The organism is Chryseobacterium sp. c4a, assembly GCF_009900745.1.
GTDB lineage: Bacteria > Bacteroidota > Bacteroidia > Flavobacteriales > Weeksellaceae > Chryseobacterium.
Genome location: NZ_WXVU01000010.1, coordinates 100,949 through 115,062, shown reverse-complemented (window position 1 = coordinate 115,062; position 14,114 = coordinate 100,949). Strand labels below are relative to the sequence as shown.

The window sequence follows — 14,114 nt, the reverse complement described above, 5'->3', positions numbered from 1 at the left end:
CTTTCAAAACCCATAAATACAGACATGTAGGATATAATTTCTTTCAGATTCAATGAAGCGGTGACCAATGAGTTGCCGGTGTTTAACCTTTATTAAGAAAGAAATCATGATTTTACTGCAAAATATATCCTTTGGGTTTCCGGGAGGAGATCTCCTTTTTAATTCTATCAATTTAACAATACCATTTCATACCAAATCAGCTTTGGTAGGAAGTAATGGCATGGGAAAATCTACCCTGCTGAAAATTATATCAAATGAAATACAGCCATTAAGTGGCACCATAAACGTACAAGGCGAAATTTTCTATGTCCCTCAAATGTTCGGAAATTGTAATCATTTAACCATTGCACAATGCCTGAATATAGATCAAAAGCTTTCTGCTCTTGAAAAAATTACCAATGGAGAAGTAGATGAACAATATTTTGAAACTCTGAATGACGATTGGGACATTGAAGAACGTTGTCAAAGCGCATTACAATATTGGAATCTTCAGGATTTTGATTTAAACCAAAAACTAGAAGATCTGAGCGGTGGTCAAAAGACCAAGGTTTTCCTGGCCGGAATTCAGATCAATCAACCCGATATTATTGTTTTGGATGAACCTACCAATCATCTTGATTTAGAGGGACGAAAGCTGCTATATGATCTTATTGAAAAAGTGAATGCAACCGTTTTGATGGTGAGCCACGACAGAACATTGCTGAATCTTGTAGATACAATTTTCGAACTAAGTAATCAAGGGATTGCTGCATACGGGGGAAACTATGATTTCTATGCAGAACAGAAAGAAGTGGAAGATGAAGCTTTACAAAACGATATTCATGCCAAGGAAAGAGCATTAAAAAAGGCAAAAGAAAAAGAACGAGAAACCATTGAACGTAAGCAAAAGCTTGATGCCAGAGGCAAACAGAAGCAGGAGAAGTCCGGTGTGGCCAGGATTATGATGAATACACTTCGGAACAATGCGGAGAAAAACACTTCAAAACTGAAGAGTGTGCATACTGAAAAGATCACTGGTATTTCAGGAGATCTGAGAGAATTGCGTTCTGCTGTAAGAAATTCCGACCAGATGAAGGTTAACTTTAATGATTCCGGGTTGCATTTAGGAAAAGTTTTAATAACAGCAGAGAACATCAACTTTAGCTATGGCGCAGAAAGGCTCTGGAAAGAAAATCTTGATCTTGAAGTACGAAGTGGCGACCGAATTTCCATTAAAGGAGCAAATGGATCAGGAAAAACAACTTTGATAAAAATGCTGTTGGGAAGTATCAATACGACTATTGGAGATGTCAATAGAACTGAATTTAATAGTATTTATATCGATCAGGAGTACTCCTTGATCAATAATGATCTGACAGTTTATGACTTTGTACAAACCTTTAATGACAGTGCGTTACAGGAATCGGAAGTGAAGACATTACTCTCACGATTTTTGTTCAGCAAGGATACATGGGATAAAAAATGTGGAGTTTTAAGTGGTGGAGAACGTTTAAGGTTACTTCTGTGCGGACTTTCCGTAAGCAATAAAGCTCCGGATATGATCATCCTTGATGAACCTACCAATAATCTGGACTTGCAGAATGTGGAAATTCTCACAAACTCTATTAAAGATTATAAAGGAACACTGTTGGTGATTTCACATGATGAAATTTTCCTTGAAGAGATCGGAATTGGTAGATATTTAATGTTGGAATGATTTATTTCTCGCAGATCACACAGATTTTGCAGATGTTTACGGATAAATTTTATCTGCTGGATCTACAGAATCTGTGAGAGATAATATTGGATATATATATAAATTCAATAGGAGCGGGCTTTAGCCCGCTTTACAATAAAAAATCAAAATTCAATGGGCTTTAGCCCAAACCTAAAAAATAAACTCCTGGAGATTGCTTCCAGGAGTTTTAAGTTTATAATTTTCAATAATTATTTCTTTGTTTTCTTAATCGCATCCAGATAAATCTTCTTGATGCTGTTTTTCTCTTCTTTTTCACTAATGTTCTCAAGGGCTGGAAGAAGAGTTTTATTATGAGGTGTTTGTAATTTCAGAATTTCTCCCAATGCAAAAGCAGCACTCCAACGAACAACGGTTCCTTCGTGTTCCGTGTTTGCGATGAGATTGGTAATGGCCAGATCCAGATGAGCTGGAAATAGCTGAGCCGTATTACCAATCACTTTGGCACTTTCCCATTTTATTCTAGGAGCTTTCTCGGTAAGAGTATTGGTAACAAATGTGAATACGGTTTCGTCTGCCAGGTGAGGATTTTGCTTGGTAGCATATTCCATAGCCTCTATACAGGTTCCTTTTACCGGATCTTTGGCTTTCTCGGCAAAGGCAATCAGTTCATCTGTTGGTAATGAAGTATCAATAATCCATTGGCTGATAATTGCTGTTTTTTCCTTGGCTTTGGTGGCTTTGTCTTTAAAAAGTTCTTCTATAGTCATGGTATTTGATTTTAATTTTTCCAGCGTTCTAATTTAGGAATTCCTTTTGAAAATAAGCCGGCCAGAAAACCAGGAAAGCCCATATCTTTCATTTTGTTTTTTACAAACTCCTGCATCTCTTTTGATGTAATGTCTGACTGTTTGAATTGTCCTTTTTCATAACAATAATCACAATACATTGTACTGATAGAACCGTCACTATTGGTTCCGCCTCCATTAGGTGATTTTTTCAGAGGCATCCCGCAGCTCTGGCAATTTTTGTATACTTTATCCATGTTATATTATATTTTAGACAAAAGTAAATGAGGCAACTGTCAACCCTATGTCAGTCTGTTTTTTTATTTAAAAGTTAGGAAGCTGGGGGCTGGGAGAGGGAAGTTATGGTTGTCGGGAAGGTTTTTTGCAGTTTATTGATTAATTTTTTAAGGATATAAAAATAAAAATAGCAATTTAGAATGATTTTCAGAAGTAATTGGCCTTAGAGAAACTTCCAGCATCCCTCTTCCAGCTTCCAACCCTCTACGTCAAAGAATTAATATATTCCTCAAGCGTAAAATGTACTTCTTTTTTAAATGGCTGAGCAGTATTCCTTAAATCCTGAATCTGTAAAACTTTAAAATCCCGGTATTCCTTTCTTTTCCAGCACCAGGCGATCAGATGCCATTGGTTGGTATAAAAGCTCATTCCGATAGGTTCGATTTCCCTTTCACTGACTTCATTGGAATTGTTGAGATAATTTATTTTTAAAATCTGCTTATTAACAATGGTATGTTGTATAATGGTCAGATAATCTTTACTGTGATCTGTTTCAGGGGAAACATAGATGCCAATTTTCTCCTGTAGCTGATCCGCTTTTTCCTTTTCGCCATATCGTAAGACCGATTTTATCTTGTCTATGGCATTGGAAACATTCTTCTGGGTCGTTTTGTCTGTATACCGCTCAGAAAGTTTGGATATCATAATTAAAGCATTGGCTTCATCACTTGTTAAAAGAACAGGGGGAAGGAAGAAACCCTGTAAAACGGTATAGCCTTTCTGAGGTTCATAATCAATAGGAACTCCAATTTCACCTAACGCTTTAATATCTCTGTAAACGGTTCTGATACTGATCTCATATTTATCAGCAATATAGTCAGCAGTTACAAACTTTTTAGATTGCAAAGTAGTAAGCACGGAAATCAGTCGGTCAATTCTGTTCATTGTTCTAAAACATGAGTCTCAAAAATATAAAATTATTAGGAATGTGACAGCCATTGCGAGTGAAGCGAAGCGAACTCAACATAGAAAAGCTCTCACAGATACTTTTCGTATAATTTTGAATCTGCTTAATCCGCAAAATCAGCGAAAGCTTATTAACAAATATCTATAGAGGGGAAAATAAGAATTTGAAAGAACTTTCACCCCATTGAATTATTTAAAGTTCTATCATTACAGCTGCAAACCTAGCTGTTTTATCTTATCTAAAATAGCTTTGATTTTATCCGGAACAGTATAATCACCTGAGATCTCAAGCAAAGGAATGTCAGTATTGGAGAGCCATTCCAGATGAGCTTTCAACGTTCTGTTGGCAATACCTGTATTATGATCATAATCTTTAGACCAATTCATAAATTCCTCAAATTTCTTTGCTCTTTCAGGATTGAGAATAATTTCGTCACCATATCTTTCATATTCTCTTTTCTTCAGTCTTTCCAATCGTATTTCTGAGGGTAAATAGAGAAATACAATCAGATCGAATTTCGGAAATACATCATCACCCCAATGAATGATGGAGCCTCCGAAAACCCAGTTTTGGGTTTGGTGAAGAATATCAGATGCTTTTTGATTCCTGATTTCTGGGTTTTGCTTTTCTGTAAAAGGAATAGAGGTTTTAAGCCAGAAAAAATCATCACTATCAAAATAATCGAGATTGAGTTGTTGAGATAATGCTTTTCCTAATGTAGTTACTCCAGAACCTGATGCCCCGAAAATATGTATCCTCATTCTTTAAAAATTAACTGTAAGAGAGTAATGAAACCTATTTGGAGTGTATTGATATCCATTCGTCAATATCTTTCAACACTTCCTCGCGTATCTCTTCATTTAAAATCTCATGACGCATTTCCGGATAAATATTGGTATCCACATCCTGAAATCCATCAGCCTTTAAATTATTGACCGTCACCATTACTCCCTTACTGAAATCACCAATCGGATCATTTTGACCGCTTACAAACAGAAAAGGAAATGAAGTAGAAATAGAAGTAGCCCAATTTCTTGAAGTTGCTCTTTTATAAACTGTAAATAAAGTATAAAAAGCATTGTGAGTAAAAGGAATTCCACACAATTCATCATGTTCAAAAGCTGTTCTGTTTTTAGGATTAATGCTGAGCCAGCTTGTATCACCAAAATCTTTATCCTTCTTAAAATGCTTATTATTCACCTTAGTAAAAACAGAATTTAAAAAAGTACGATGTCGTGGTGCGATCATATTAGCTAATGATAGATAACCTCTTAGTATATCAATTCCAGGCAGAGGCCCGCCAGTTCCGGTAATGATAGCTCCTGTAAATTTTTTACTGGCTTTCTGAAGCAAACAACGGGTAATAAAAGATCCCATAGAATGCCCCAAAATAAAATGAGGAACATCCGGATATTTTTCTGCAAGATGATCTGCCATCATTTCCGCGTCAGCAATCAATCTTTCATCCGGTTTCTCAAGTTGAAAGAAACCTATATCCTTTTTCTCTTTTACAGATTTTCCATGTCCAAGATGGTCATAGGTCAGTACTGCAATGCCGTGGTTTGCAAAATACTCAGCGATTTCAGCATATCTTCCGCTGTGTTCCTGCATGCCGTGAACGATGAGAAGGGTAGCTTTTGCGGTTTGTGGAGAGAATAAGGTGTGGAAAAGCTGGGATTTGCTGTTTGTATTCGATGGCAGGAATGCTGATTTTTGAGATGTAGTCATTAGATGTGTTTATATTTTATACTATTTTATCTTGATATCAGGAAGTTTGTAACTTCCTGCAGCTTCAATCAATTGATTAGGATTCGCTTTCAGGTTTTTGAAAAATTGATCCATATTTTCTTTATATGCTCTTTGACTTATTGCGAAAAGTAAAAGCCCATTGGTTGTACTATTGGTAATAAGTTTATAACGATAAACATTTCTTTCAGCAATTAATATTTCCTTTCCATCTTTTGAATTTTCACTAATCAGAAAATCTAAAATATATTCTCCATTATTTTCAAGAACTTGATAATTAACTATCGGATTAATTTTTTTCATTTCATCAAGCTCAGCTATTTTGTGGTCAATTACTTCTTTAAGTTTAAAATCCCCTTTTATAAAGTCAATCAAGACCATGCTGTTATATTTGTTCACGTTTTCCTTGGGTTCAATATATTCTTGTTTGAAGTAGACATCATTGGGATGTGAACTCCAAACCAAATTATAAGTCTTTTGTCCTATATTAATAGGGCCAGGTATTCCTAAATATTCTTCTACTTTATTCTTGCTTTGTGCTTTTAAATAAAACATAGGAGTGATCAGAAATAAAAATAGAATTTGAAACTTCATGTATATAAATTTATGGTATAGTAAATATAGACCATTTGGAACAAACATAAAAAAGGAATTTATCTTCTGAATGAATAATTCTGTGTTAACTGCGAGTTATCTATACTTATTTCAGGTTTCCAACTCCATGATTTTCACCCAACCCAAAAATAAGTTTCCATATAATTTGGCTGTCATTTTTTTTAAAAGTAATTTTGCACGAATCTTAAAACAAAAGTAAAATATGTCAACTTATGTAGTTGTAGGTCTTCAGTATGGAGATGAAGGTAAAGGTAAAATCACGGATGTTTTATCTGCAAAATCAGACTATGTAGTGCGTTTCCAAGGAGGAGACAACGCAGGTCACACGGTTTATGTTGGTGAAGAAAAATTCGTTCTACACCTTCTTCCTTCAGGAGTTCTTCAATGCAAAGGGAAATGTATCATTGCGAACGGAGTAGTGGTAAACCCTAAGTCTTTTATTAGAGAAGTTGGTCAGATCGAGAGCAAAAACTTGAGAACAGATCACATTTTTATCAGCAGAAGAGCGCATGTTATCATGCCTTACCACATCCTTTTGGATACTTACCGTGAAGAGGAACACGGCGGAACTCAGATCGGAACAACCAAAAAAGGAATCGGACCTTGTTATGAAGATAAAATCGCAAGAGTCGGAATCAGAATGGTTGACCTATTAAACCCTGAGATTTTAAGAGATAAAATTGAGAAAAACTTAAAAGTTAAAAACTCTCTTTTTGAAAAATATTACGGAAAACCAGCTTTAGATGTTGAAGAAATCTATAACGAATACTTAGAAATCGGAAAACAACTTCAGGATAGAATCGTTGATACTGAATTAGAGTTAAACGAAGCGATCAGAGACGGTAAAAACGTATTGTTTGAAGGAGCGCAAGCTTTAATGCTTGATATCGATTTTGGTACTTATCCATATGTAACTTCATCTTCTCCATCTACAGGAGGTGTTTGTTCAGGAGCAGGAGTTCCTCCAACATCACTTCAGAACTTGATCGGTGTAGCAAAAGCATACTGTACAAGAGTAGGAAATGGGCCTTTCCCATCTGAATTAGATAATGAATTAGGCGAGAAAATCAGACAGATTGGAGGTGAATTCGGTGCTACTACAGGAAGACCAAGAAGAACAGGTTGGTTAGATCTTGTTTCTTTAAAGCATGCTTGTATGATCAATGGAATCAACAATCTTGTTATTACTAAACTTGACGTTCTTACAGGAATTGAAAACCTTAAAATTGTTACACACTACAAAACTGAAGACGGAAAAATTATCGATTACTTTACTTCGTCAACAGAAAAGTTATACAACTATGAGCCAATCTACCAGGATTTACCAGGTTGGACGGAAGATATCACAAAAGCTAGAAGCTATGATGAACTTCCAGATAACGCTCAGAAATACATCGAATTTATCGAAAAATACTTGGGAATTAATGTATACTTAGTTTCTGTAGGTCCTGAAAGAAGTCAGAACATCATCAGAAAAGAATTATTCTAATATTCTTAGAACATACATATAAAGAGACTGTCAGTTTTGATGGTCTCTTTTTTTGTCTAAATATTGACATGGATGATAGTATGCTCTTAAAATGTTGGTATTATTGAAATCCTTATCTTTAATTTTTAATTTTGAATCAGATGGAAAAGAATAAAGAGCCCCAGCGTTTTCTAGACAATATTGTAATTAGCTTATACTGTACCATTGCATATGCTGTTTTACTAGGTGTTTATTTAGGCTTTCCAATAAATATCCATAGTGATTTTCTGCTGATGTTATTTGTTGTTTGTAGTTTGCTGTTGAGTGTTGCTGCAATATATTTTGCTGCTAAAAGCTATAAGGAGGTGAAGATTAGCTCAATCATTCTCATGCTGATCAATGCACTGGGATTATTAATACCATTGATAATGTTACTGATGATTTTTACGTAATCGAATACTTCTGTGGATTTTAGATGTATATTTTCAATAGTTAAAATGTTAAATTTTAAACATTTTCATAAAATTTTATAATATTATGTTGTTTTGCTAAAATTCTGGCAGATCTTTTGATATTGAAACATTGCTTATCGATAAGAACTAATAAAACTAATAATCATATTTTTTAACAGTTTAAATAGTAATAGTGATGAAACACCAGAATCAAAACCAGGAATTTCGTTTTAACGAAGTTCTTTTTGAGCACCGCAATAAAGAATACGGTGCCTATGTATTAAGAAACGAATCAGATAGAATATTAACCAAAGCACTTTTTATAGGAGTAAGCCTAATGGCTGCAGTTTCTATTACACCAGCTGTAATTTCTGCATTTAAATCAGACGTACCTGTCCAGAGAACCGGTGATGACGGAAAAAGAATCTTTCATGTGGTTGATGTACCAGAGAAAGATCCACCTGTAACCATTACACCTGTAAAACCAGCTACCGCTCCTGATACAAAAACATTTGACAGTACAGTGCCAACACCATCAAGAGATGCTCAGGATAATGTAAAGAATGATCCCATTCCAGATGACGCTGTAGCTGGCTTTAAAAATGATTTTAAAGGCGATGTAGTACCTCAAAATACCTATGTACCAACAACAGCACCTACTGGGCCGGTAATCAATACTCCACCGCCAGCCATTCAGGATCCTGTAGATAAAACTAAGATTGTAGACGCAGGCGATCTTGGAGTAGAAGCCAGCTTTAAAGGAGGTATAGACTCTTTCAGAAACAAAGTGATGAACAACTTCGATGGTTCAAGTATTGAATCAGAAGAACTAATAAAAACTACGGTTACATTCATTGTAGAAATGGATGGAACTATCTCAGGGGTAAAAGCTAACGGAACCAATGCCGATTTTAACAATGAGGCAATCAGAACAGTGAAGGCAATTTCAAACAAAGGAATCTGGATTCCTGCCAAAAATAAAAAAGGTGAATTTGTGAGAAGTTACTTCAAGTTTCCAATCTCCATGAAGTTTGATAATTAATATCAAAAATCAATTTTTAATAGTTATCCACAAAGAATTTTTTTTGTGGATAATTTTTTTTATAGTTAAATTGCTTATTAACAATATTTTAACTCAATTTTGATTTTCCCCATCTATCGGGAGCAAAGAAAAAAGTGTATTTTTGAAACTTAAAGTTCTAATAATGGCAAAAATCATAGGTATTGCTAATCAAAAAGGTGGGGTAGGAAAAACTACTACCGCTGTAAACTTAGCAGCAGCATTAGGAGTATTGGAAAAGAAAATATTGATCATTGACGCTGACCCTCAGGCCAATGCTACATCTGGCTTGGGAGTAGAAGATGTTCAGTATTCCACATATAATCTACTGGAGCATAGTGCAGATACAAGAGCTTGTATCAAAAGAACGGCAACGCCGAATTTGGATATTATTCCATCACATATTGACCTGGTAGCAGCAGAGATCGAATTGGTAGACAAAGAAGATCGTGAATATATGCTGAAAAAAGCTTTAGCCAGTGTAAGAGATGATTATGACTATATCATCATAGACTGTGCACCGAGTTTAGGTTTGATTACAGTAAATGCACTTACAGCAGCAGATTCTGTGATTATTCCGATTCAGTGTGAGTACTTTGCATTAGAAGGACTTGGGAAACTTTTGAATACTGTTAAAAATGTTCAGAAGATCCATAACAAAGATCTTGGAATAGAAGGTCTTCTTCTTACCATGTATGATAGCAGATTAAGGCTGTCTAATCAGGTAGTGGAAGAAGTAAATCTTCACTTCCCGGAAATGGTTTTTGAAACCATCATCAGCAGAAACGTAAGATTGAGTGAAGCTCCGAGCTTCGGAGAAAGTATCCTGAACTATGATGCAGAAAGTAAAGGAGCAGTTCAGTATATTCAGTTAGCTGAAGAAGTTCTTTTAAAGAACGAAAACTTAGTAAAGAATTAAATTAATAATAAATGGCCAATGAGTGATTGCTAGCCATCACTTACCAAACATCATTTATCAATTATATCTATGAAGGACAAAAAAAGAGCTATGGGACGCGGCTTGGGCGCCATTTTAAGTGCAGAATCCAAAGCAACTGTCAACTCCGCTACAGATGAAGGAGCAGATAAGTTTGTGGGAAATATCGTAGAAGTTGCGCTTGAAGATATATATCCGAACCCGACGCAGCCGAGAACTTATTTTGATGAAAAAGCATTAGAGGAATTAGCACAGTCTATTAAAAACTTAGGGATCATTCAACCGATTACCCTTAGAAAAGACGGTGAAAAATTCGAGATCATATCCGGGGAAAGACGTTACAGGGCAAGTAAAATTGCCGGTTTAACGACGGTTCCTGCGTACATCCGTTTGGTGAATGATCAGGAGCTTCTTGAGATGGCCCTGGTTGAAAATATCCAAAGAGAAGATCTTGATGCCATCGAAATTGCCCTTACGTATCACAGGCTTTTAGAAGAAATAGGTCTTACTCAGGAAAATCTGAGCCAGAGAATAGGGAAAGATAGAAGTACCATTACCAATTCAATCCGATTGTTAAGATTGAATCCGGATATTCAAAATGCAATCAGAAGCGGTGAAATTTCTGCAGGACATGGTAGAGCAATCATCAGTCTTGAAAGTGAAGAAAACCAACAGATTTTATTCGATCTGATCATTAAAGAAAAATTGAATGTGCGTCAGGCTGAACAAGCTGCTGCTGCATTAAAAAATCCAAAATCTCCGGCAGCTAAAAAAGCAAACGCCGAGTTATCCAATAACTATAAAAGAGCTCAGAAGACCATTGCAGACATCCTGGATGTAAAAGTGGAGATCAAAGCTTCTGGAAATGGAAAAAAAGGTAAAATTGTTCTGGACTTCAAAAATGAAGAAGAGCTGGAATATATTTTATCCCATATTAAATAAATGAAGAAAATATTTTTCACATTTTTCTTGTGTATCGCTGTATTGGCTTATTCACAAGTTGCACCTATTGACACTGTTCGGGTACAGACACCTCCGAAAGAGGAACTCCGTTTGATTAAACCAACCAAAACAGAAGCAAAGATCATTGAAGATCTGGAAAAAGCCAATGGGCCTACTAAAAAAACGATAAAACTTAATCCTACCAGAGCAGGGTTGTATTCCGCTGTATTTCCGGGATTAGGGCAGTTCTACAATAAGAAATACTGGAAAATTCCCATTGTTTGGGGTGCAGTAGGAGCCGGAGTAGGAATTGCTGTATGGAACGATAATCAGTACAAGAAATACCGCGAATATTACGTAGCCAAACTGAATGGTACTCCTAATGAATTTGTGGATGCTCGTCCTTGGTTAGATAAGAAAGCATTAGGGAATGCGCAAGACAGGGCAAAAAGACAAAGAGATTATGCCATTGCGATTACAGGATTGATTTATATTCTAAATATTGTAGACGCAGTAGTGGACGCTCATCTTTATGAAAGCCGTCATGACCCTGACCTGACTTTTAAGCCGTCTGTAATTCAGGATCAATATGGTTTTGATTCTCCAAAAACAGGATTCGCTTTAAGTTATAGATTTTAATAGATAATACATACAGAGAACCGAAAGGTTGAATGTAACAATAAATAAAAAAGATTACATGAAAATAGCATTAGTTGGTTACGGTAAAATGGGTAAGATCATTGATGAGATCGCACAGAAAAGAGGTCACGAAGTTGTAGCCCGCCTGAAGGAAACCCCAACTGCTGAAAATCTTAACAATCCTGATGTTGTGATTGAATTTTCTCTGCCGGAAGTTGCATACGACAATATCAAAGCTTGTCTTGAAAATAAAATCCCTGTAATTTGCGGAACTACAGGATGGCTGGAGAAAAAAGCTGAAATAGAAAAGCTGGCGGTAGATCATGACACTGCATTTTTATATGGCTCAAATTTTAGTTTAGGCGTGAACTTATTTTTTGCTTTAAACGAAAAATTGGCTGATCTGATGAAGAATGTAAATGAATACTCTTGCCAGCTGGAAGAAATTCACCATATCCACAAAAAAGATGCTCCAAGTGGAACTGCCATCTCTATCGCAGAAGGAATCATTAATAACAATCCGAAATTTGATGCCTGGAAACTGGAAGAGACGGAAGGAACTCAACTTGGAATTTTCGCAGTTCGTGAAGATGAAGTTCCTGGAACCCACAGTGTTTTCTATAGAAGTGAAGTGGATGAAATTGAGATCAAACATACCGCATTCAACAGAAATGGCTTTGCATTAGGAGCTGTAGTTGCTGCCGAATGGATCAAAGGCAAAAAAGGAAACTTCGGAATGAAGGACGTTTTAGGGCTTTAATTGTAACAAATTCTGTAAATTGCAGACCAATAACAGAAAAATGATGAATAGTAAATTGTAAATAGCACGCCGCTGTAATCATTTATTACTCATCATTTATCATTTATATCATAAGAATAGGCACAAAAAAAATTATGAATTATTTTTTAACGTATACAGTGTATGTCCTCATTTTATCAATATTAATGGGGATTTCAACATGGAAGTTGTTTAAAAAAATGGGGTATAGTCCTTTATTTGCATTTATACCTTTCTATAACTATTTCATTATCCTAAAAGAAACAAAACATCCGAAATGGTGGGCAATCCTTTCCTATCTTCCGATTGTAGGGCCAATCATGATGTCAGTTTTCCATCTTTATTTAGTGAAGAAGTTCGGAAAAACACTTTTCAAAGATCAGATCCTTACTGTGATTCTTCCATTTATCTACATGGCAACGATCAATTATGCTAAAGATGTAGAGCTGGAAGATGAAAATGCAAATGACCTGTATCTTACTGATGAAGAAAAAGAAGCTAAAAAGAAAGATACATTTTTGGGATCTATTACTTTCGCAGTTGTATTTGCAACCATTATTCACGTTTTTGTAACACAGCCTTTCGGGATTCCTACAGGTTCCATGGAAAGAACATTATTGGTAGGGGATTTCCTTTTCGTAAATAAATGGAGCTATGGTTACAGACTTCCAATGCGTCCTTTAGCAATACCTTTCCTTCAGGGAACGATTATGGATACAGGACAGAAAGGAAATCCAAAAGATGACCCAAAATCTTATGTAGACGGAGTAAAATTACCTTATACAAGAATTTTACAATTCAGTAAACCAGAGAAAAATGATGTAGTTGTTTTCAACTATCCGCAGGATTCAGTTCATACAGCTATTGATAGAAAAGATCCTTATGTGAAAAGATGTGTGGCTACAGCTGGAGATACTTTTGAAATGAGAGCTGGAAGACTTTTCGTGAACGGAAAACCGGAAACGGTTTTAGGAGATCAGGAAGTACAACATAGGTATATTGTAACGACTGACAGCCAGTTAGACATTCCTACGCTATATAAAGCTTACGGATTTTTACCAGTACAGGAAGTACAGCAGAATAACGGAGGGTTTATTTATGGCTTCCAAGGTCTAACAGACAAAATTGCTAAAGATATCAAAGAACTTCCTCATGTAATTGACATGAAAGAAGATGTTTCCGTGAAAGGAGAAGCAGCAATCGCCTATAGAGATGAAGCCAGAACAAAAATTGATACAACCCAGTCTATATTTCCTGTCAATAAACCATGGAATCAGGATTGGTATGGCCCAGTAAGAATTCCTAAGAAAGGAGACGTAGTAGCCATCAACAATGAGACACTTCCAATGTTCCAGTGGATTATTTCTGAATATGAGCATAACAGTTTAGAAAAGAAGAACGGGAAAATCTTTATCAACGGAAAAGAAGCTAACCAATATACTATTCAACAAGACTATTACATGATGGTAGGGGATAACAGAGATGCTTCTTTAGATGCAAGATTCTTTGGTTTCGTTCCGGAAGAAAATATCGTAGGAAAACCAATGTTTACATGGATGAGTCTTCAGGGAGCTTTTGCGGACAGCAGTTCTACGTATCAAGCGCCATTCAAAATCCGTTGGGATAGAATGTTTAAGGCAACAAACACAGGAGAAGCTAATAAAACTTCATACTGGTGGATTGCCGCAATGATTTTAATATTATTCTTCGGTTGGGAGTATTTTGTGAAATTATTCAAAAAGAAAAAAACAGAAGACGAGTTATAAATAAAATTAAACTTAAAATAGAATGAAGTATTTGAAAAAATACT

Annotated in this window: 15 protein-coding genes; 9 read left to right on the top strand and 6 right to left on the bottom strand. The window is 35.7% G+C overall.

All coding sequences use genetic code 11. The features are described 5' to 3' along the window. Positions 1–106: 106 nt before the first annotated feature. Positions 107–1,696, top strand: a complete 1,590-nt coding sequence (locus tag GTR01_RS14060) for an ABC-F family ATP-binding cassette domain-containing protein (RefSeq protein ID WP_160138456.1) — start codon at positions 107–109, stop codon at positions 1,694–1,696. A 230-nt stretch (positions 1,697–1,926) separates the two neighbouring features. On the opposite strand, the gene GTR01_RS14055 is transcribed toward GTR01_RS14060, so the two are convergent. From GTR01_RS14055 to GTR01_RS14030, 6 genes are all read right to left on the bottom strand, one after another. Continuing rightward, entirely contained in the window at positions 1,927–2,445 is a 519-nt protein-coding gene (locus tag GTR01_RS14055; protein ID WP_160138455.1) for a HEAT repeat domain-containing protein, read from the bottom strand. An 11-nt stretch (positions 2,446–2,456) separates the two neighbouring features. Next, positions 2,457–2,720 carry a zinc ribbon domain-containing protein gene (locus GTR01_RS14050; protein ID WP_160138454.1) on the bottom strand — a complete coding sequence of 88 codons (264 nt, stop codon included), beginning with the start codon at positions 2,718–2,720 and terminating at the stop codon, positions 2,457–2,459. 244 nt (positions 2,721–2,964) lie between these two features. Beyond that, the gene (locus GTR01_RS14045) at positions 2,965–3,645 is read right to left on the bottom strand and encodes a helix-turn-helix transcriptional regulator (protein ID WP_160138453.1); all 681 of its coding nucleotides are present in this window, start codon (positions 3,643–3,645) and stop codon (positions 2,965–2,967) included. A gap of 228 nt (positions 3,646–3,873) precedes the next feature. Further along, entirely contained in the window at positions 3,874–4,428 is a 555-nt protein-coding gene (locus tag GTR01_RS14040) for an AAA family ATPase (RefSeq protein WP_160138452.1), read from the bottom strand. 34 nt (positions 4,429–4,462) lie between these two features. Continuing rightward, positions 4,463–5,395 carry an alpha/beta fold hydrolase gene (locus GTR01_RS14035; RefSeq protein ID WP_160138451.1) on the bottom strand — a complete coding sequence of 311 codons (933 nt, stop codon included), beginning with the start codon at positions 5,393–5,395 and terminating at the stop codon, positions 4,463–4,465. A gap of 21 nt (positions 5,396–5,416) precedes the next feature. Continuing rightward, positions 5,417–6,007 carry a hypothetical protein gene (locus GTR01_RS14030; protein WP_160138450.1) on the bottom strand — a complete coding sequence of 197 codons (591 nt, stop codon included), beginning with the start codon at positions 6,005–6,007 and terminating at the stop codon, positions 5,417–5,419. Positions 6,008–6,230: 223 nt separating this feature from the next. On the opposite strand from GTR01_RS14030, the gene GTR01_RS14025 reads away from it, so the two are divergent. The 8 genes from GTR01_RS14025 (at position 6,231) to lepB (ending at position 14,070) form a co-directional block, all read left to right on the top strand. Continuing rightward, complete coding sequence (locus GTR01_RS14025; RefSeq protein WP_160138449.1) at positions 6,231–7,517, top strand: adenylosuccinate synthase; 1,287 nt, start codon at positions 6,231–6,233, stop codon at positions 7,515–7,517. 140 nt (positions 7,518–7,657) lie between these two features. Continuing rightward, complete coding sequence (locus GTR01_RS14020; protein WP_160138448.1) at positions 7,658–7,948, top strand: hypothetical protein; 291 nt, start codon at positions 7,658–7,660, stop codon at positions 7,946–7,948. Between the two features lie 196 nt (positions 7,949–8,144). Next, positions 8,145–8,990: an energy transducer TonB gene (locus GTR01_RS14015; protein WP_160138447.1), complete on the top strand. Its 846-nt coding sequence runs from the start codon at positions 8,145–8,147 to the stop codon at positions 8,988–8,990. Between the two features lie 163 nt (positions 8,991–9,153). Beyond that, entirely contained in the window at positions 9,154–9,927 is a 774-nt protein-coding gene (locus tag GTR01_RS14010; RefSeq protein ID WP_045494103.1) for a ParA family protein, read from the top strand. Between the two features lie 69 nt (positions 9,928–9,996). Continuing rightward, positions 9,997–10,887 carry a ParB/RepB/Spo0J family partition protein gene (locus tag GTR01_RS14005; protein ID WP_068941641.1) on the top strand — a complete coding sequence of 297 codons (891 nt, stop codon included), beginning with the start codon at positions 9,997–9,999 and terminating at the stop codon, positions 10,885–10,887. After that, positions 10,888–11,526, top strand: coding sequence for a DUF5683 domain-containing protein (locus tag GTR01_RS14000; protein WP_160138446.1), 639 nt, complete (start codon positions 10,888–10,890; stop codon positions 11,524–11,526). Between the two features lie 58 nt (positions 11,527–11,584). Then, positions 11,585–12,286 carry a 4-hydroxy-tetrahydrodipicolinate reductase gene (dapB, locus tag GTR01_RS13995; protein ID WP_160138445.1) on the top strand — a complete coding sequence of 234 codons (702 nt, stop codon included), beginning with the start codon at positions 11,585–11,587 and terminating at the stop codon, positions 12,284–12,286. Between the two features lie 134 nt (positions 12,287–12,420). After that, positions 12,421–14,070, top strand: a complete 1,650-nt coding sequence (lepB, locus tag GTR01_RS13990; protein ID WP_160138444.1) for a signal peptidase I — start codon at positions 12,421–12,423, stop codon at positions 14,068–14,070. Positions 14,071–14,114: the final 44 nt, after the last annotated feature.

Bases quoted from the DNA above. Each gene is read 5' to 3' on its own strand.
- lepB (WP_160138444.1), top strand. From the start codon at position 12,421: ATGAATTATTTTTTAACGTATACAGTGTATGTCCTCATTTTATCAATA.
- GTR01_RS14020 (WP_160138448.1), top strand. From the start codon at position 7,658: ATGGAAAAGAATAAAGAGCCCCAGCGTTTTCTAGACAATATTGTAATT.
- GTR01_RS14005 (WP_068941641.1), top strand. From the start codon at position 9,997: ATGAAGGACAAAAAAAGAGCTATGGGACGCGGCTTGGGCGCCATTTTA.
- GTR01_RS14015 (WP_160138447.1), top strand. From the start codon at position 8,145: ATGAAACACCAGAATCAAAACCAGGAATTTCGTTTTAACGAAGTTCTT.
- GTR01_RS14055 (WP_160138455.1), bottom strand. From the start codon at position 2,445: ATGACTATAGAAGAACTTTTTAAAGACAAAGCCACCAAAGCCAAGGAA.
- GTR01_RS14060 (WP_160138456.1), top strand. From the start codon at position 107: ATGATTTTACTGCAAAATATATCCTTTGGGTTTCCGGGAGGAGATCTC.
- GTR01_RS14000 (WP_160138446.1), top strand. From the start codon at position 10,888: ATGAAGAAAATATTTTTCACATTTTTCTTGTGTATCGCTGTATTGGCT.
- GTR01_RS14035 (WP_160138451.1), bottom strand. From the start codon at position 5,395: ATGACTACATCTCAAAAATCAGCATTCCTGCCATCGAATACAAACAGC.
- dapB (WP_160138445.1), top strand. From the start codon at position 11,585: ATGAAAATAGCATTAGTTGGTTACGGTAAAATGGGTAAGATCATTGAT.
- GTR01_RS14045 (WP_160138453.1), bottom strand. From the start codon at position 3,645: ATGAACAGAATTGACCGACTGATTTCCGTGCTTACTACTTTGCAATCT.
- GTR01_RS14040 (WP_160138452.1), bottom strand. From the start codon at position 4,428: ATGAGGATACATATTTTCGGGGCATCAGGTTCTGGAGTAACTACATTA.
- GTR01_RS14030 (WP_160138450.1), bottom strand. From the start codon at position 6,007: ATGAAGTTTCAAATTCTATTTTTATTTCTGATCACTCCTATGTTTTAT.
- GTR01_RS14050 (WP_160138454.1), bottom strand. From the start codon at position 2,720: ATGGATAAAGTATACAAAAATTGCCAGAGCTGCGGGATGCCTCTGAAA.
- GTR01_RS14010 (WP_045494103.1), top strand. From the start codon at position 9,154: ATGGCAAAAATCATAGGTATTGCTAATCAAAAAGGTGGGGTAGGAAAA.
- GTR01_RS14025 (WP_160138449.1), top strand. From the start codon at position 6,231: ATGTCAACTTATGTAGTTGTAGGTCTTCAGTATGGAGATGAAGGTAAA.